The organism is Caenimonas koreensis DSM 17982, assembly GCF_009646335.1.
Lineage (GTDB): Bacteria > Pseudomonadota > Gammaproteobacteria > Burkholderiales > Burkholderiaceae_C > Ramlibacter > Ramlibacter koreensis.
The window spans coordinates 31,212-47,883 of the sequence record NZ_WJBU01000027.1 but is presented as its reverse complement, the minus strand read 5'-3'; the positions used below and the strand labels follow the sequence as shown (position 1 = coordinate 47,883).

Genomic DNA, 16,672 nt, shown 5'->3' with positions numbered 1-16,672 from the left:
GCAGCCAAAGATACGCCGCGCCAGACCGAACAGCAATCCTTGTGAAATCAACAACTTACCGGCCGAGGGCCGCGCCGTTGCTGGCGATGCGAACCGTCACTTTTGACACTGAAATCAAATGGACCCCAGCTACTGCCATTGTTGTTGACCGAACAAATCGAAGCGCCCCGCCCACCGGCCGAAGGAACGACGCCCATGGCAGTCCTGCGCGTCACGCTGGTGCTGGCCCGCTTCAGCAAGCAGTCGCGCGGCCTGGCTCGCGGTCACCGGCTGATCGAGCAGACCTGCTTTGAGCGTTTCGCCATGCAACGCCTGAACACCGAGGGAACGCTCTACGAGCTCGCAGTTCCCTACCTGTCACGTGACTTGCTGGACGAGGTGATCGCCACGCTGCTCGATGACATGTACCGCATCGCCGAGGACAACCAGTGCCTGCTGGAAACCTCATTTCACGAACCCGCGACCGACACCTACTGGGATTGAGGCGATGGGAAGCATTGCCGCCAGGCGGGGTAGTCCCCGCGAATGACCACGCTCCATGAGACGGCCTATCCCAGCCTGAAACCCGATCCGACACCCCGTGAGCTGGCGGAGCTTTACACACCGACCAAGGATGAACAACTCCTGGCTGCCGGCATCGGCAAGCGCGCCTTGCCGCGCATGGCGGCACTGATCCACCTGAAAGTCTTCCAGCGCCTGGGCTATTTCATCTCCCTGGCCGAAGTGCCGCCGGTGATCCGGGAGCACATTGCGCAGCAGGTGGGCGTGGTTAGGCCGCCCCCGGCGGCGGACCTCAAGCGCTTCGAGGCCTCGGGCTCGCGCACCGCCTTGTTTGCGACCTTACGCCGGCACCTCAATGTCAAACCTATGAACCCGGGGGGCCACGCCTGGCTGGAGGTCGTGGCCGACACGGCGGCCGAGACCAAACACGCGGTGGCCGACATCATCAACGTGATGCTGGAGGAGCTGGTCCACCATCGCTACGAGCTGCCCGCCTTCTCGACGCTGGACCGGATGGCGTATCGAGCCCGGGAAAAGAGCAACAACCGGTATTTCTCCGCAATCACCAACCAGCTGACAGCCCATACCCGGACCTTGATCGACAGTTTGCTTAAAACCGCCACGGGCGAGTCGGTTTCTGCCTGGCAAATGCTCAAACGCGAACCCAAGCGGCCGACCAACAAGGAAACGCGCACCTACATCCAGCACATCCGGCGCTTGCAGTACCTGGTGGAGCAGCTTCCCAAGCCCGACGTGCCGGTGCCCAAGCTCAAACAGTTTCGCCACCTGGCGCGCGCCCTCAATGCGGCCGAGATGGCCGAACTCAAGCCGCAAAAGCGCTACGCCCTGGCGGTGATCTTCATCCGGGCGCAGCATGCCCAGTCCCTGGACGATGCCGCGGACCTGTTTATTCGCCTGATGCAGAACCTGGAAAACAATGCCAGGCAGAAATTGCTCTCGTTCCAGCAGGAGCGGGTCCAAAAAACCGACATGCTGGTTGGCCAGCTCAAAGACATCCTGGGCGCCTACCAGCTGGAGGGCACCGACACGCAGCGTGTGGACGCCATCGGCACCACCCTGGTGGCCGACGTGGACGAGCTGCTCAACGAATGCGAACAGCACCTGGCCTATGCGGGCCGCAACCATCTGCCTTTCCTGCTGCAGCCCTACAAGATGGTCCGGGCCCAGTTGCTCAACTGCATCGGCATCGCCTCGCCCAAGGCCAGCAGCGAGGACCAGGTAGCGGAGCGGCTGATCGAGGCCCTTTACAAGCTGCGCGACAACCGTGCGGACATCGTGCCGCTGGACATGCTGGGCCTGACTGAAGACAAGGATTTCCGCTGGATGTCAGGCCAGTGGAAGCGGTTGGTGTTGGTCCGTCCATCCGGCAAGGGCCGGGCGGAGGCTGTCCACCGCCGGTATTTTGAACTGGCGGTCATGCATGCTGTCAAAGACGACCTGAAGTCGGGCGATCTCTTCATCAAGTACGGCGAGCGCTATGACGATTACCGCGAGCAGTTGGTCGATGACGAAACCTTTGAAAGAGAAGTGGGCGACTATGGCCAGGTCACCGGCATCGAGACAGATCCCGGCACCTTTGTGGCGATGCTCAAATCGGCGATGTCCCAGCGGGCCCACGACATCGACGCCACTTTCCCGGAAAACGCCCATGCCGAGATCGTCGACGGCCGCCTGATCCTGCGGAAACCGCCGCGCTCAGAAATCGTCGAGGCGGCCGCGCGGATCGACGCCCTGATCACCGAGCGAATGGAGGCGGCCAGCATCGTGGACGTCATGATCGACACCGAGCGCTGGTTGGACCTGCACAAGCTGTTCCGGCCACTCGCCGGGACCGACAGCCGCCTGGAGGATCTGCGCATGCGCGTCATCACGACGCTGTTTTGCTACGGCTGCAACCTGGGGCCCGTGCAGACCGCCAAATCGATCAAAGGTCTGAGCCGCCGGCAGATTTCCTGGCTGAACTTGAAATACGTCAGCGAGGACCTCCTGGACAAGGCCATTGTCAAGGTGATCAACGCCTACAACAAGTTTGAGCTGCCAGGCTACTGGGGCACGGGCAAACACGCGTCGGCGGACGGCACCAAGTGGAATCTTTACGAGCAAAACCTACTGTCCGAGCACCATATCCGCTATGGTGGGTACGGCGGTATCGGCTACTACCATGTATCGGACAAGTTCATCGCGCTGTTCAGCCATTTCATTTCCTGCGGCACCTATGAGGGCATCCACATCCTTGACGGGCTGATGACCAACGAATCGGACATTCGACCGGACACGATTCACGGGGACACCCAGGCCCAGAGTTACCCGGTCTTCGCGCTGGCGCACCTCCTGGGCATCCAGCTCATGCCGCGCATCCGGGGCATCCAAGACCTCAAATTCCATCGCCCGGAGCCGGGCAATGTTTACCGCAACATCAATGCGCTGTTCAGCGATGTGATCGACTGGCGGCTGATTGAGCTGCATTTGCCGGCGATGCTGCGGGTGGCGGTTTCCATCAAGACCGGCAAGATCACGCCGTCGGCGATCCTGCGCCGGCTCGGCACCTACAGCCGCAAGAACAAGCTGTATTTCGCGTTTGTAGAGCTTGGCAAGGTCATCCGGACCATGTTCCTGCTGAGCTACATCGGCGATGTCGGGCTGCGCAAGGTAATCCATGCCGAAACCAATAAGAGCGAGCAGTTCAACGGCTTTGCTCAGTGGTCATTTTTTGGGGGAGAAGGGATCATTGCGGAGAACATCCGGCACGAGCAGCGCAAGGTGATCAAGTACAACCACCTGGTGGCCAACATGATCATTCTGCACAACGTGGTGGGCATGACGAAGGTGCTGCAGGAGCTTCGCGACGAGGGGACCGAGATCACGCTGGAGATCCTGGGCGGCCTGGCGCCGTTCCGCACGGCGCACATCAACCGGTTTGGTGACTACACGCTGGATTTTCGGCGGAAGATTGGCCCCTTGAACTTCGATGCCACCATAATCCCAATGGAATCATAGACTTAGGGTCGTTTCTGCTGGGTTTTACATGAATCCCTGCCGACCCTCAAGTAGTTCGTACCCAGCGTAAGGACTTTGGGCGAGAGAAGAAAGTTGCGGCCTTCCCTGCGCACATATCCCAGTTGCTCGAACGTAATCAGCGAACGGCGAACCGTAGCTGCGCTCAGGCCTGTTCGCATTGAGACCTGACTGAGCGTCATCTCAGGGTATTCACTACTAAACGCATTCAGCACATCGATCCCCCGAGCGAGCGCGGTAACAAATTCGCGGTCAGGTAGGGACTCTCTACTTGACTCGTTTTGAACAATCGGCGATGATTTCGTCATACGAATTAATTTTCGCACAGCGAAAATAGTTTGGCAAGTGTTGGTTGCATTTTTTGCTCCAGTTTTTAAAACAATTGTTCGGCTGTCTGAAATTGACGGCAAAGGTTTCGTGAAATGAATACGAGCCATCTGCCGCTTTCCGGCATGGTCGTCATCGAGTTTGGCCATAGCGTTGCTGCCCCCTTCGCGGGACAAATCCTTGGAGACTTGGGCGCAGAAGTGATCAAGGTTGAGAAGCCAGAAGGTGATGACGCGCGCAAATGGGGCCCTCCGTTTGTCGATGGCGCAGCAGCGATGTTTCAAAGCCTTAATCGCAACAAGCAGTCCATCGTGTGCGGACTTCGAGATCCGGCCGACCAGGAGCGGCTACTCAGCCTGATCGACTGCCGTGCTGATGTGGTGCTGCAAAACCTGCGGCCTGGGCAGGCCGACGCGGTCGGGTTCGGTGCGCGGGCGCTGCTCGCGCGCAAGCCATCGCTCGTTTACTGCAACCTTGGCGCATTCGGCGCAACAGGGCCACTGAAAAATCACCCAGGCTATGACCCCTTGATGCAGGCGTTCAGCGGAATCATGAGTGCGGTCGGTGAAGAGGGCTGGCCTTCTGTACGCGTTGGGCCTTCGATAGTGGATATGGGAACCGGGATGTGGGCCGTGATAGGGATCGTGTCGGCACTGCTTCGCCGGAAGGAATCGGGAGTCGGCGGAATGGTCGACGTCTCGTTGTTCGAAACCGCAGCGTCCTGGATGACGATGCTCGCTGCCCAGTACCTCGCCGCTGGGGAGGTGCCGCGAAAATGCGGTTCGGGCCAAGTGGGTATCGTTCCTTACCGCGCCTATTGCACGGCTGATGGCGAGCTTGTCGTCGCTGCGGGAAACAACAAGCTTTTTGCAGCCCTGTCGCAAGTACTTGGTCATCCGCAGTGGATCACTGACGAGCGATTCGTATCAAACCCGGATCGCGTGCGCAATGCACCGGCCTTGTACGAAATGATCGAAGCAGCGATGGCTCGGCGCACGAATTCCGAGTGGACTGTTTTGCTCGATGCGGCCGGGGTGCCATGTGCCCCTGTGCAGAACGTCAAGCAGATGCTTGAGCATCCGCAAATGCAGGCACTTGGGCTGGCGCAGTCGGTGCCTGGCGCCACGATCCAGATGGTCGGGCTGCCCATTTCGTTCGATGGACTGCGACCACAGACCCGATCCGCAGCGCCGGCGCTGGGCGCACACACCGATGTGCTGTTGTCGGCAGCCGCTGGCAGCAGCGTCGAGACGCAATAAAACCGAAGACAAGGAGACTGCTTTGAACTGGAACAGATTGGCGGCCGTGGTCCTGGCCCTCTTGGCTATAGCCGCCCCCCACGTCGCAGCCGCACAGGACTGGCCAAAGGGCACAGTGAGACTGATCATCCCTTTCCCACCGGGCGGCCCGACAGACACCATCGGCAGGGTCATTGCACAGAAACTCTCTGACATTTGGGCGCAATCCGTCATCGTCGAATACAAGCCGGGCGCAAGCACGACGATCGGCACCGACTTTGTGGCCAAGGCGTTGCCCGACGGCATGACGTTCGGGATGGTGAATTCGTCCTTGGTGACCAATCCGTTCCTTCGCAAGTCGATGCCCTATCAGGCCAAAGACCTGGCAATGATCACGCAGCTGGTCACTATTCAGTCGGCCATCGTTGCGAGGCCGGACGCGCCCTTCAACACACTGGCCGAAATGATCGCGTACGCCAAGAAAAATCCCGGGAAGTTGACTTATGGAACGCCGGGGGCCGGCAGCAACACACACCTTGCAGGGGAGCTCCTCAAGCGCGACTACGGCTTTGACATGCTGCATGTGGCCTACAAAGGGAGTGCGCCGGCGCACACGGAACTTATGGGAGGCCGGATCGACCTGGTCGTGGACCCGTTTCTATCCGTACTGCCCTACGTCAAGGCGGGACGGATGAAGATGCTGGCGACATTGGGGCCAAAGCGGGTTCCGGGCTACGCCTATCCCTCGGTATCCGAGACGATCCCCGGCTTTTCGATGCAGGGATTCCTTGGGTTCGTGGCGCCGGCAGGTACGCCCAAGCCCATCGTTCAAAAGATTCAGGCCGATACAGCCAGAGTACTGGCCGATCCGGAAATTCGCAAACGCATCGAAGACTACGGAATGGAAGTGGTAGTCACTCGGCCTGAGCAGTTCGATGCATTTACGCAGTCCGAAATGAGGCGCTGGGCGCGAGTCATAGCCGACGCAAAGATTGAAGTGGAGTAAATAGATATGTCCCTGAAATTAAAATCCATTCATCCCGTTTTCGGTGCTGAAGCAAGCGGAGTTGATCTTGCGGCGCCGCTGTCCGATACCGACGTGCGCAGCATCAATGCTGCCATGAATGAACACGCGGTCCTCGTTTTTCGTGGGCAGGCGCTCACGCAGCAGCAGCAGGTCGCGCTGGCAACTTCGTTTGGGCCGCTCGATATCGGCCTCAAGCGAATCACCAAGCGTGGAGGCAGGCTGGACGACGAGCGGCTGCTGGATATCTCCAATGTGGACGACGAAGGCAAGGTGGCCAAACGGGACTCACCCAAGAACCTGTCGAATTTTGCCAATCAACTGTGGCACAGCGACAGTTCATTCATGAAGCCCCGTGCGGCGTATTCCCTGCTGCATTGCGTCGTGAAGCCCTCATGGGGGGGTAATACCGAGTTCGCCGATTTGCGTGCCGCATACGACGCACTGGACGAGCGCACCAAGAAGGACCTGCAAGGCCTGGAGGCCGAGCACTTCGCGCTGCATACGCGTGAGTTGCTGGGAAGCGAGGCATATACCGACAACCAGAAAATGGAAATACCGCCAGCCGTCTGGCCGCTGCTGGATACGCATGCGGGATCCGGACGGAAACTCTTATACGTCGGGGTCCATGCGCGCCAGATTCTTGGATGGCCGACCGCAGAGTCGCGCATGTTCCTCATTGACCTGCTTGAACACGCTACGCAGCGTGAACGGGTTTACGCGCACGAATGGCAAGTGGGTGACACGGTGATCTGGGATAACCGCAGCACCGTGCACAGGGGCCGCAGATACGACATTACTGAGCGCCGTGAACTGCGCCGCACCACCATCAATGACACGCCCGAAGCAATGCTGCAAGCAGCCTGACGCCGGCACCGGAATTTCCATGACCCAAATGATCTGGAACCACTTCATCGCAGGAATCTTCAGTCCGCCTGCGGGTGGCGAGTATCTGCAGGAGACAGACCCGAGCAGCGGGGCGCACCAGCTTGCGGCTGCGCAGCTTCCACGCGGGCCATGCCACCTCCGCCTTGGGGGGCCTGCCCCGGCGGGGATGCACCGCCTGGTAGATTTCGGCGGCTTCCAGTAGTTCAGGGGTCACAAAGGGATAGTGCCTTTTGACAACGCCCGCGGTGCTGCCGGAACGGCGCATGGCAAGCACCGTATCCACAGGAACACGCGTGCCCTTGAAGACGGGCGCGCCTCCCATGATGTCGGCGTCCTCCACGATGAGGCGGTTGGCGTGATCGATCTGCGCGGCTCGTGCCTGGGCATCGACCACGAAGTGGTCAAAGCCGACGTGAATGTTGTGGATCACCACGTCCCAGTCCATGACGGAATGATGCAGGCTCAGCGCCAGCATTTCATTCATGTCCGAACGAGCCAGCACCCGGTCGCAGACGTGCCGGATGGCCGAACGCCGCGCCGTCGCGGTAAGCGTGTCGTCCAGTTCGAAATAGAACCTCGCGAAGACGGCTGCCAGCCGCGCAAAGCGGCGGCCGTTGTCAAGATGGACGAGCGGAAAGAACAGGATGTCCTCGTCGACCACCCGTTGAATCTGCTTGTCACTCAGCCCGGCGATGAAGGCTGCTTCAGCCGCCGGCACAAAAGCGGTATCGGCCATGGCCATCTCCTTAAATATTCCGAACCTTCGGATAGATTATAGGGCATCTCGCGGGTTTCGGGGTGGCCACCCGGGCGGGCCGCCCGGCATGCCCGCCCGGTAGCCTCACCGGCCGCCTCAGCAGTTCGTGAAGCGTTATCCGCGCACCAATCGCTTTTCGCGCCACCTCACCTTCATGGTAAGAGTCGACGTGATAAACCAAGGCGCTCCCGGAGCCAAGAGTTTGGCCATTGCACTCATAGGCGCCTATTACCCAGCGCAGCCCAAGACCACCACGACGACGGCTACAATCCGCCGCTGTGTCGCGCCGTCTGCTCTCATTTCTTCTGCTGATCGCTTTCCTGTGCCAGTCGCTGCCCGTGCTGAACTCACAGGGCGTTGCCGAACGGTCGCAGCAGTTCGAGCACATCACGCTGCACTGGCAGGATACCGAGCATCACCATCACGACGATCTGTCTCTTCATGTCGAAGACAGTGATGACGCCTCGCAACACGAACACGCTGACGCCGGATTCAATACGGCCTGCCTGCTAACGGCGGGTTGGGGCGAGATCGCCAAGATGCAGCCCCTCTCGCCTGACGTAGCGGTCCGGGCCCCCGGTCCGACACCGCTCCTCGACGGCCTCCTGCGACCTCCCAAAGCGGCCGCCTGATAGCCGGCCCGTTCTACCCGGGCTGCTCATGACGCTCAGTCGAGCGTCACATATCCCACGACCAGCAAGACCGCTCCCCACAGAAGTGCGGCAACGGCCAAGCTCAGCAGCGCCCAGAACGCGACCCGCCTGATGCGCGTGGGTGAGGGAGTTGCGGTTGGCGCCATGCCTAGCTTCGTTTGTGGGCTAACCCAGCCTATTGCAAATGTAGATCGACAACTCATACAAATCCAATGCCAAAAATCAAACCCTTGCTCATCCCTTTGGCGGCCGCGGCGGCGCTCGCGGCGCCGCTGCTCGCGCTCGCGCATGGCATCTCCGATGCCGATCGCCAGCGCATGCTCGACGGCGGCTTGCTGCAGTACATCGGCCTGGGCGCCAGCCACATGCTCACCGGCTACGACCACCTGCTGTTCCTGTTCGGCGTGGTGTTCTTCCTGACGACATTCAAGGACATCGCGAAGTTCGTCACGGCCTTCACCGTCGGCCACTGCATCACGCTGATCTTCGCGACCTTCTACCAGATCACCTGGAACTACTACCTGGTGGACGCGATCATCGCGGTTAGCGTGATCTACAAGGGATTCGACAACAACGGCGGCTTCCAGAAGTACTTCGACATCAAGTCGCCCAACCTGCTGGCCGCGGTGTTCGGGTTCGGGCTGCTGCATGGTTTCGGCCTGTCCACGCGGCTGCAGCAGTTGCCGCTGGGCGAGGACCAGACCGGCATCCTGCTGCGCATCCTCAGCTTCAACGTCGGCGTGGAACTCGGCCAGATTGCTGCCTTGAGCGCCATGGTGGGGGCGCTGGCGCTGTGGCGTCGCCGCGCCTCGTTCGCGCGCTTCAGCTTCGCGGCGAACGTGGCGTTGGTCTACGCCGGTGCCTTGTTGCTGCTGATGCAGCTGCACGGCTACCAGCATGACAGCGACCCCAATGGCTTCCGTTTCCCGGCTCAGGAACACCGGCACGTCCACGAGGACATGGACATCGAAAAGACGACCGACGACAGCCGCAACACCCTCAACTAGATCAACTTCTTCAACCTCAAGGAACTCACATGAAAAACCTCGTCGCCACCGCTTCGCTGATCGCCCTGTTCGCAGCCGCCCCTCCCGCCCTCGCCAACGAAGGCGGCAGCTGCCACTTCCACGGTTCCAAGCCCGCCGCCGAAACTGTCGTGCTGGGCTGCGCCAAGCAGCGCAAGGAGGCGCTGGTCAAATCCGGCAAGCTCGAATCGACCTGGCAGGCGCTGCAGCACAACGCGATCGAACAGGTTGACGGCAAGAAGGGCAAGGAATGGAAGGTCGCCTTCAAGGATCCCGCCGCCAAGGACAAGGCCAAGGAAACCCTCTACATGTTCTTCACGATGACCGGCAACTTCATCGCCGCCAATTTCACGGGCAAGTAAACGGCAGTCACCTGAACATGAGTCTCCAGCACACGGGCGACCCGAAAGCCGTGTATCCTCCCGGGTAGGATATTTTTCAGTGACATCTCTGCACATCCATACGACTCATCCGCAGGTTCGCAACCGGCTCAAGCGCGCCGATGGGCACCTGCACAACGTCGTCGCGATGATCGACGAGGGCAAGCCTTGCCTGGAGATCGTCCAGCAGTTGCATGCCGTGGAAAAGGCGATTTCCGCCGCCAAGAAGGCCTTGATCCACGATCACCTGGATCACTGCCTGGAAGATGCGGTGCGGGCGCAACCCCGGGGCAGCCGCGCTGCGGTCGCCGAGTTCAAAGACATCACCAAGTACCTGTGACAGCTGCCACCTGACCGGACCATGCACGCCAACGCCATCCAAGCCAAACAGTCCGCCGGAGTGGCCGCGCGGGCGCTTTGGCTTCTGCGCTGGTTGCTGGTGCTGGTGTTGGTATGGGACCAGGTCAGCTCGCCGCTGCATCACCACCGGCACGACTCAGGGGTTGATGCCCAATGGCTCACCGCGTCCGTACACGACGCACAGGCCACCGCGCCGCACCTGGAAGATGACGATCACGATTTGCGGGCTTCGCATGCCGTGCTCGCGGTGCGTCCGCAGCTTGACCTAAGCTCGCTCACCCTGGGCGATGACCCGGACCACAGCTTCGCTCCCAGCCAGGCTTTCGCCGTCGCAGAGCCCGGCCCGGCAGCAGCCGAAGCCGCAGGCATGGCCGCGTTGGCGCGACCTCATTCCACGCACCGAAGTTTGCCGCCCGCCGGCCGCGCTCCACCTCTCCACACCTGAACCTCGCCCCCGGTTTGGTCCGGCCGCGTTGCCTGTGCGCAATGCGCGCCCTTTGTGGAGTCTTCGAATGTTTAACCGTCTTTCCCGGCGCGCGCTATGGCGCCGCGCCTTCGCGTTGGTTGTGAGCCAGGCCGTGCTGCAGCCCGCCCAGGCCGCCGATGAATTCGCGGTAACCCCCGCGCAGATGCAGTCCCTGGGCGTGCAGCTGCAGCGGCTCGAGCCCGGCGGCGGCGCTGAAGGCCCGACCTATCCGGCGCGCGTCGTGCTGCCGCCGCGCCAGGAGCAGGTCGTGAGCGCGCCATTGGCCGGCGTCATCGACCAGCTACTCGTCGCCGAGAACGACTCGGTGCGGGCCGGCCAGCCGCTGGCGCGCCTGGCCAGTCCCGAGCTCGGAGAACTGCAGCTCAAGCTGATGGAAGCGGCCTCGCAGAACCGGCTCGCGGCCAGGACGCTGCAGCGGGAACGCCAGCTTTTCGCCGAGGGCATCATCCCGCAGCGGCGCGTCCAGGAAGCCGAAGCAGCCGCCGCGCAGCACCAGGCTCGCCAGCATCAGAGCGAGGCGGCCCTGCGCCTGGCTGGCCTGGACAACGCCACGATCCGCCGGGTCGCCGATGGCGGCACGGTGGACAGCGTCGTGATCCTGCGGGCGCGCACTTCGGGACTGGTCTCCCAGTTGGCTGTCAAGCCCGGCCAGCGCGTCCAGCCCGCCGATGCCCTGGTGCGCATCGCGGATGCGAGCCGACTGTGGCTGGACGTTCAAGTCCCCGTCAATTGGCAAGGTGGCGTCGCATCGGTCAAGGGATTGCCGATGACCGTGGTGGGACGCGAGACTGTGGCGGCTGGCCAAAGCCTCGGGGCCACGGTCAGCGACAGCCAGACGCTCACGTTGCGAGCCGAGGTCACCCGTGGCGCGCAGCTGCTGCGCCCGGGCGAGTTCGTCCAGGTGCGTCTGCCTATGGCTGCGGCCCAAGGCTGGACCGTGCCGCTGGCCTCGGTGGTCCGGCAGAACGACAAGGCCTTCGTGTTCGTACGCACGCCCAAGGGCTTCGTCGCCAGGCCCGTCACCGTGCTGGCCAGCGCCGGCCAGACGGTGCGCGTCGCAGGTGATCTGCAGGCCGGCCAGGAAATCGCGGCCACGTCCGTCATCGCGCTGAAGGCCGCCTGGCAGGGCAAGAGCGGGAGTAATTGATGGCCCCCACGCTCACTTTTTTCGCTGCCCCCAAAGGGGGCGCTGGCCTGCCTTGGGGCGGCCCTGCGGAGGCCAGATGATGCTTACCCGTCTGGTTCAATTCGCGCTCGCCCAGCGCCTCTTCGTGCTGCTGGCCGGTGCGCTGCTCGCCGGCGCGGGCTGGTACGCCTTCACCAACCTGCCGATCGATGCGTTCCCGGACGTCTCCAGCACCCAAGTCAAGATCATCATGAAGGCGCCTGGCATGACGCCGGAGGAAATCGAGAGCCGCATCGCAGTCCCGATCGAGGTCGAGATGCTGGGCATCCCGAACCAGCGGATGCTGCGTTCGGTTTCGAAATACGGGCTGGTTGACGTCACGGTGGATTTCCAGGACGGCACCGACATCTTCTGGGCGCGCCAGCAGGTGGGGGAACGCCTTACCAATATCAGCGCCGATCTGCCGCAGGGCATCAGCGGGGGAATGGCGCCCATCACCACACCGCTGGGCGAAATGTTCATGTTCACGGTCGAGTCCCCAGGAATGTCGCTGGAAGACCGGCGCAGCCTGCTGGACTGGGTGATCCGGCCAGCGCTGCGCTCAGTGCCGGGTGTGGCCGACGTCAACGCTCTGGGGGGCAAGGTCCGCAGCTTTGAAGTGGTGGCCGATCCAGTCAAGCTGTCAGCGCTGGGCTTGTCCACCGCGCAGCTTAAGGCGGCGATCGAAGCCAACAACCGCAATGACGGTGCGGGGCGCCTCGGCGAAGGCGACGAGGTGCTGCTCGTGCGAAGCGAAGGCAGCATCAAGACCCAGGACGACCTGCGTGCCATCATCGTCAAGCGCGGCAATGGTTCAAGCGTGCGGCTCGGTGACGTCGCAATGGTGCGGGACGGCAGCCTCACGCGCTACGGCGTCGTCACGCAGGACGGAAAGGCCGAAGCCGTGGAGGGCCTGGTGCTGGGCCTGGCCGGCGCCAACGCGCAGAAGGTGGTCGAGGGCGTCACCCGCAAGCTCGAGGAGATCAAGCCGACCCTCCCCGAGGGTGTGGAGATCAAGGTCTTCTACAACCGGGCGGAGCTGGTCAAGAAAGCCGTGGGCACGGTGTCCAAGGCGCTGCTTGAAGCGACTCTCGTGGTGCTGGTGCTGCTCGGCGCCTTCCTTGGCAATGTGCGAGCGGCCGTGACGGTGGCCGCGGTGTTGCCGCTGGCGGCGCTCGCGACGTTCCTGCTGATGCGCATGGCCGGCATGTCGGCCAACCTGATGAGCCTGGGCGGCTTGGCCATCGCGTTGGGCATGCTGGTCGACGCCGCGGTCGTGGTCGTCGAGAACATCGTGCAGCACCTGGGCCATGACCGGTCCAAAGGAAAACTGCCCAAGCTGCACATCGTGTTTCGCGCGGTGCGCGAGGTGGCCGCGCCGGTGGCCGCAGGGATCCTCATCATCGTGGTGGTGTTCCTGCCGCTGCTCACGCTGCAGGGCCTGGAAGGCAAGTTCTTCGTGCCGGTGGCCATGACCATCGTGTTCGCGCTGGCCAGTTCGCTGCTACTGTCGCTGACCGTGATCCCGGTGCTGGCGTCCTTTCTCTTGAAGAAAGTCGCGCACGAGGACCCGTGGCTGCCGCGCAAGCTGCAGAAGGCCTACGAGCCGGCGCTGGCCTTCGCCATGCGGCGCGAAAAGGTGGTGTACGGCGTGGCCGCAGCGATGCTTGTCGTCGCTGCCATCGTCTACACCCTGGTGGGCAAGACTTTCATGCCGACCATGGACGAGGGCGACATCATCGTCGGCATCGAGAAGCTGCCGTCGGTGAGCCTGGAGGAAACCGCGGCGCTGGACCTGAAGATTCACCAGGCGCTGATGCGCAACATCCCGGAAATCACCGGCGTGGTCGCGCGGGCCGGCTCCGACGAGATCGGCCTCGACCCGATGGGCCTGAACCAGACCGACACCTTCCTCGTGCTCAAGCCGCGCGAGGACTGGCAGCTGGCGGACAAGGACGCCCTGATCGACAAGATCCGCAAGGTGCTGGATGACCTGCCGGGCGTGAAGTACAGCTTCACCCAGCCGATCGACATGCGCGTGTCCGAAATGATCATCGGCGTGCGCGGCGACGTGGCGATCAAGGTGTTCGGCCCCGAACTCGACAAGCTCAACGAGCTGGCCACCCAGATCGAAGCGCTGATCAAGCAGGTACCCGGCAACCAGGACGTGTACACGGTCGAGAACGACGGTGTGCAATACCTGCGCGTCGCGGTGGACCGGCTGGCGGCCGGTCGCTATGGGCTCTCGGTGGAGGACGTGCAGGACGCGCTGCGCGTGCAGATCGAGGGACAGCGCGCCGGCACCGTGATCGACGGCAACCGGCGCATCCCCATCGTGTTGCGGGGGCCGGACAGCGTCAGGATCTCGCCTTCGGAATTCGGCGCCATGCGGGTCACGACGCCCGACGGCCAAAGCGTTCCGCTGCAGGAGCTGGCGAAGCTGACGCGCGACAGCGGCCCGGTGAAGATCGACCGCGAGATGGGCAGCCGCTATAGCGTGGTGATCGCCAACGTCACGGGCCGCGACCTGGTGGGCTTCGTCGAGGAGGCCAAAGCGAAGGTGGGCGAGGCCGTGAAGCTGCCCACCGGCTATCGCATCGCCTGGGGCGGCCAGTTCGAGAACCAGCAGCGGGCGGCCGCGCGTCTGGGACTGGTCGTTCCGCTGTCGCTCGGGGTGATTTTCCTGGTGCTGTTCTCCACATTCGGCTCGGTACGCCAGGCGCTGCTGGTCCTGAGCAATATTCCGTTCGCGCTCGTGGGCGGCATCGTGGCGCTGTGGGTGTCGGGCGAATACTTGTCGGTTCCGGCCTCGGTCGGCTTCATTGCGCTGCTGGGGATCGCGGTGCTGAACGGCGTGGTGCTGGTGAGCTACTTCAACCAGCTGCATGCGGAAGGCCTGTCGCTCGTGGAGTCGGTCAGGCAAGGCGCGATGCGCCGGTTGCGGCCAGTGCTCATGACCGCGTCCATCACGGCGTTCGGCCTGGTACCGCTGCTGTTCGCCACCGGCCCGGGCTCGGAGATTCAGCGCCCGCTGGCCATCGTGGTCATCGGCGGACTGATCACGGCGACCGCCCTGACGCTGATCCTGCTGCCGCTGCTGTACTTGCGGTTCGCGCACGCGAAGCCGGCCGCAAGCGCCAAGACCAAGGAGGTGGCCCATGTCTAGCGCAATCCCGAAGCTGTGCCTGACCCTGCTGGCCGCGCCGTCGGTCGAAGAGAAATTGCTGGATGTGCTGCTGGACGCGGTGGGCGAGGAAGTCTTCACCAGCGTCCCCACCTTCAGCCATGGGACCTCGCACGGGCGCCTGAGCAACGTCGAGCAGGTGCTGGGCCGAAGCGCCGCGGTGCAGGTCCAGATCCTGGTGACAGAGGAAGAAGTGAATCAACTGTTGGAACGCTTGCGCGAAGAATTTCGCGGGACCGGGCTGCGCTACTGGGCCAGCGCGCTGACGGCCGAAGGAAAAATCGAATGAAGCGGTGGATTTTCGCGGCGAGCGCGGCACTTGCCGGTGCGCTGTTGGCACCGGCCCATGGGGCGCAAGCGTCTGGTGCCCCCCTGTCGGCGGCCCTTGCGCCTCAGGCCGCGCCGGCGGACTTGCCGTCAAACGACAAGGCCAAGGCGCTGATCGACGGCGATCCGCGCGTGGTTCAGGCCCGCCATGCTTTGGAGGCCGCCCGCCACCGCGCCGACATGCTCGCGGCCGGGCCTCACGAATGGACGGCCCGTGCTTCGACGCAGCGGCGGCGCTACCGGAGCGGCGCGCAGGATGTCAACGAATGGTCGATCGGGCTGGAGCGTGCGGTGCGCATCGGCGGCAAGGCAGCGCTGGACCGGCAGCTCGGCGAGACTCAGCTTCGGCTCGCCGAAGCGCGGCTGGGCGAAGCGCGCCACGAAGCCGCACGAGAGCTTCTCGATCTCTGGCTGAACTGGCTCGCAGCCGATCGCACCAGACAGCTTTGGAGCGAGCAACTGGGATTCGCCCAGACCAGCCTCAACGCCGCCGGCACGCGTCGCCGGGCGGGCGACGCCTCGATGCTGGAGCAGAACGCCGCCCGTGCCGATCTGGCCGAGGTGCAGCGCCAGCTCAGCGGTGCCGCCAACGAGGAAGCGAAGGCGCGGGCGAAGCTGCGCGCACGCTTCGCGCCATTCCCCGTATCGGGGCAGGTCGCCGCGCTCGGCGAGCCCGTGGCTTTGACGCCCGACGACGCTCTGTGGCGCGAGCGGATCCTGGCCGAGAGCCGTGACCTGCGCATTGCCAAGGAAGAACTTCAACAGGCCGAGTTGACCGCCGCCCGGGCCAGCGCCGACCGGCTGGCGGACCCGACCGTGGGAGTACTCGCCACATCGGAAGCTGGTGGAGCCGAGCGCATTGTGGGGTTGACCTTGAGCATCCCCCTGGGGGGCACCTATCGCAACGCGCAATCGCGCGAAGCGCTGGCCCAGGTCGACGTGGCCCGCGCGGCTGTGGAGCGCGCCCTGCGCGAGCTGGAATCCGAAATCGCCGAAGGCTTGACCGACGCCCGCGGCAGCCTGGAGCGCTGGAAGTTCGCTGAGCAGGCACGAGCCGCGACCCAGGAGAACGCGCAGTTGACACAGCGCGCCTACACCCTGGGCGAGGCCGACCTGCAGGCTGTGCTGCTCGCGCGCCGGCAACTGGTGGACGCCGCGCTGGGCTCCACACAGGCCCGCGTGGATGCTCTGAGGACGCGATATCGGCTTCTGATCGACGCGCACCTGATCTGGGGACTACAGGACGACTGATTGTGAACCGACGGTTTCTTGACAACGCGGACCTGCGCCACGGCGAGGTTGGGCATTTTTTCGCGTCTG

General features: G+C 63.1%; 17 protein-coding genes. 14 read left to right on the top strand and 3 right to left on the bottom strand.

All coding sequences use genetic code 11. The features are described 5' to 3' along the window. Positions 1-195 precede the first annotated feature (195 nt). Positions 196-483 carry a hypothetical protein gene (locus tag GHT07_RS20210; protein ID WP_228488459.1) on the top strand — a complete coding sequence of 96 codons (288 nt, stop codon included), beginning with the start codon at positions 196-198 and terminating at the stop codon, positions 481-483. A gap of 42 nt (positions 484-525) precedes the next feature. After that, a complete protein-coding gene (locus GHT07_RS20205; RefSeq protein WP_024815559.1) occupies positions 526-3,519 on the top strand; it encodes a Tn3 family transposase in 2,994 nt (997 codons plus the stop codon). 2 nt (positions 3,520-3,521) lie between these two features. Here GHT07_RS20205 and GHT07_RS20200 read toward each other — a convergent pair whose 3' ends face one another. After that, the gene (locus tag GHT07_RS20200; RefSeq protein ID WP_153586896.1) at positions 3,522-4,013 is read right to left on the bottom strand and encodes a helix-turn-helix domain-containing protein; all 492 of its coding nucleotides are present in this window, start codon (positions 4,011-4,013) and stop codon (positions 3,522-3,524) included. On the opposite strand from GHT07_RS20200, the gene GHT07_RS20195 reads away from it, so the two are divergent. From GHT07_RS20195 to GHT07_RS20185, 3 genes are read left to right on the top strand one after another with little or no spacing between them, the layout of a single operon-like run. Next, a complete protein-coding gene (locus tag GHT07_RS20195) occupies positions 3,960-5,123 on the top strand; it encodes a CaiB/BaiF CoA transferase family protein (protein ID WP_153586895.1) in 1,164 nt (387 codons plus the stop codon). The genes GHT07_RS20200 and GHT07_RS20195 overlap by 54 nt on opposite strands. A 22-nt stretch (positions 5,124-5,145) precedes the next feature. After that, positions 5,146-6,108 carry a tripartite tricarboxylate transporter substrate binding protein gene (locus GHT07_RS20190; RefSeq protein ID WP_228488458.1) on the top strand — a complete coding sequence of 321 codons (963 nt, stop codon included), beginning with the start codon at positions 5,146-5,148 and terminating at the stop codon, positions 6,106-6,108. 6 nt (positions 6,109-6,114) lie between these two features. After that, positions 6,115-6,993 (top strand): TauD/TfdA dioxygenase family protein, encoded by an 879-nt coding sequence (locus GHT07_RS20185; RefSeq protein WP_153586894.1) that lies wholly within the window; start codon positions 6,115-6,117, stop codon positions 6,991-6,993. Here the strand turns inward: GHT07_RS20185 and GHT07_RS20180 are convergent. Continuing rightward, on the bottom strand, positions 6,956-7,750 hold the full coding sequence (locus tag GHT07_RS20180; RefSeq protein WP_194792994.1) for a DUF433 domain-containing protein: 795 nt from the start codon (positions 7,748-7,750) through the stop codon (positions 6,956-6,958). The genes GHT07_RS20185 and GHT07_RS20180 overlap by 38 nt on opposite strands. A 299-nt stretch (positions 7,751-8,049) precedes the next feature. On the opposite strand from GHT07_RS20180, the gene GHT07_RS20175 reads away from it, so the two are divergent. After that, positions 8,050-8,403 (top strand): hypothetical protein, encoded by a 354-nt coding sequence (locus GHT07_RS20175; protein ID WP_153586892.1) that lies wholly within the window; start codon positions 8,050-8,052, stop codon positions 8,401-8,403. A gap of 35 nt (positions 8,404-8,438) precedes the next feature. Here the strand turns inward: GHT07_RS20175 and GHT07_RS21670 are convergent, their stop codons facing one another. Beyond that, positions 8,439-8,570 carry a hypothetical protein gene (locus tag GHT07_RS21670; protein WP_267237663.1) on the bottom strand — a complete coding sequence of 44 codons (132 nt, stop codon included), beginning with the start codon at positions 8,568-8,570 and terminating at the stop codon, positions 8,439-8,441. An 84-nt stretch (positions 8,571-8,654) separates the two neighbouring features. Here GHT07_RS21670 and GHT07_RS20170 point away from each other — a divergent pair, with 84 nt between their 5' ends. The 8 genes from GHT07_RS20170 to GHT07_RS20135 all read left to right on the top strand — a co-directional run bounded on the left by GHT07_RS20170 (position 8,655) and on the right by GHT07_RS20135 (position 16,603). After that, complete coding sequence (locus tag GHT07_RS20170) at positions 8,655-9,431, top strand: HupE/UreJ family protein (protein ID WP_228488457.1); 777 nt, start codon at positions 8,655-8,657, stop codon at positions 9,429-9,431. Positions 9,432-9,460: 29 nt separating this feature from the next. Continuing rightward, positions 9,461-9,811: a DUF6488 family protein gene (locus GHT07_RS20165; RefSeq protein WP_153586890.1), complete on the top strand. Its 351-nt coding sequence runs from the start codon at positions 9,461-9,463 to the stop codon at positions 9,809-9,811. Positions 9,812-9,890: 79 nt separating this feature from the next. Then, on the top strand, positions 9,891-10,169 hold the full coding sequence (locus tag GHT07_RS20160) for a metal-sensing transcriptional repressor (protein ID WP_323741036.1): 279 nt from the start codon (positions 9,891-9,893) through the stop codon (positions 10,167-10,169). A gap of 21 nt (positions 10,170-10,190) precedes the next feature. Continuing rightward, complete coding sequence (locus GHT07_RS20155) at positions 10,191-10,634, top strand: hypothetical protein (protein ID WP_153586889.1); 444 nt, start codon at positions 10,191-10,193, stop codon at positions 10,632-10,634. Between the two features lie 67 nt (positions 10,635-10,701). Continuing rightward, the gene (locus tag GHT07_RS20150) at positions 10,702-11,823 is read left to right on the top strand and encodes an efflux RND transporter periplasmic adaptor subunit (RefSeq protein WP_228488456.1); all 1,122 of its coding nucleotides are present in this window, start codon (positions 10,702-10,704) and stop codon (positions 11,821-11,823) included. A gap of 79 nt (positions 11,824-11,902) precedes the next feature. Then, positions 11,903-15,007 carry an efflux RND transporter permease subunit gene (locus GHT07_RS20145; protein WP_153586899.1) on the top strand — a complete coding sequence of 1,035 codons (3,105 nt, stop codon included), beginning with the start codon at positions 11,903-11,905 and terminating at the stop codon, positions 15,005-15,007. Next, positions 15,000-15,314: a DUF3240 family protein gene (locus GHT07_RS20140; RefSeq protein ID WP_153586887.1), complete on the top strand. Its 315-nt coding sequence runs from the start codon at positions 15,000-15,002 to the stop codon at positions 15,312-15,314. The genes GHT07_RS20145 and GHT07_RS20140 overlap by 8 nt, the downstream gene beginning before the upstream one ends. Then, entirely contained in the window at positions 15,311-16,603 is a 1,293-nt protein-coding gene (locus GHT07_RS20135; protein WP_153586886.1) for a TolC family protein, read from the top strand. The genes GHT07_RS20140 and GHT07_RS20135 overlap by 4 nt, the downstream gene beginning before the upstream one ends. Positions 16,604-16,672: the final 69 nt, after the last annotated feature.

Bases quoted from the DNA above. Each gene is read 5' to 3' on its own strand.
- GHT07_RS20155 (WP_153586889.1), top strand. From the start codon at position 10,191: ATGCACGCCAACGCCATCCAAGCCAAACAGTCCGCCGGAGTGGCCGCG.
- GHT07_RS20210 (WP_228488459.1), top strand. From the start codon at position 196: ATGGCAGTCCTGCGCGTCACGCTGGTGCTGGCCCGCTTCAGCAAGCAG.
- GHT07_RS20185 (WP_153586894.1), top strand. From the start codon at position 6,115: ATGTCCCTGAAATTAAAATCCATTCATCCCGTTTTCGGTGCTGAAGCA.
- GHT07_RS20205 (WP_024815559.1), top strand. From the start codon at position 526: ATGACCACGCTCCATGAGACGGCCTATCCCAGCCTGAAACCCGATCCG.
- GHT07_RS20135 (WP_153586886.1), top strand. From the start codon at position 15,311: ATGAAGCGGTGGATTTTCGCGGCGAGCGCGGCACTTGCCGGTGCGCTG.
- GHT07_RS20145 (WP_153586899.1), top strand. From the start codon at position 11,903: ATGCTTACCCGTCTGGTTCAATTCGCGCTCGCCCAGCGCCTCTTCGTG.
- GHT07_RS20150 (WP_228488456.1), top strand. From the start codon at position 10,702: ATGTTTAACCGTCTTTCCCGGCGCGCGCTATGGCGCCGCGCCTTCGCG.
- GHT07_RS20165 (WP_153586890.1), top strand. From the start codon at position 9,461: ATGAAAAACCTCGTCGCCACCGCTTCGCTGATCGCCCTGTTCGCAGCC.
- GHT07_RS20200 (WP_153586896.1), bottom strand. From the start codon at position 4,013: ATGGCCAAACTCGATGACGACCATGCCGGAAAGCGGCAGATGGCTCGT.
- GHT07_RS20180 (WP_194792994.1), bottom strand. From the start codon at position 7,750: ATGGCCGATACCGCTTTTGTGCCGGCGGCTGAAGCAGCCTTCATCGCC.
- GHT07_RS20195 (WP_153586895.1), top strand. From the start codon at position 3,960: ATGAATACGAGCCATCTGCCGCTTTCCGGCATGGTCGTCATCGAGTTT.
- GHT07_RS20140 (WP_153586887.1), top strand. From the start codon at position 15,000: ATGTCTAGCGCAATCCCGAAGCTGTGCCTGACCCTGCTGGCCGCGCCG.
- GHT07_RS21670 (WP_267237663.1), bottom strand. From the start codon at position 8,570: ATGGCGCCAACCGCAACTCCCTCACCCACGCGCATCAGGCGGGTCGCG.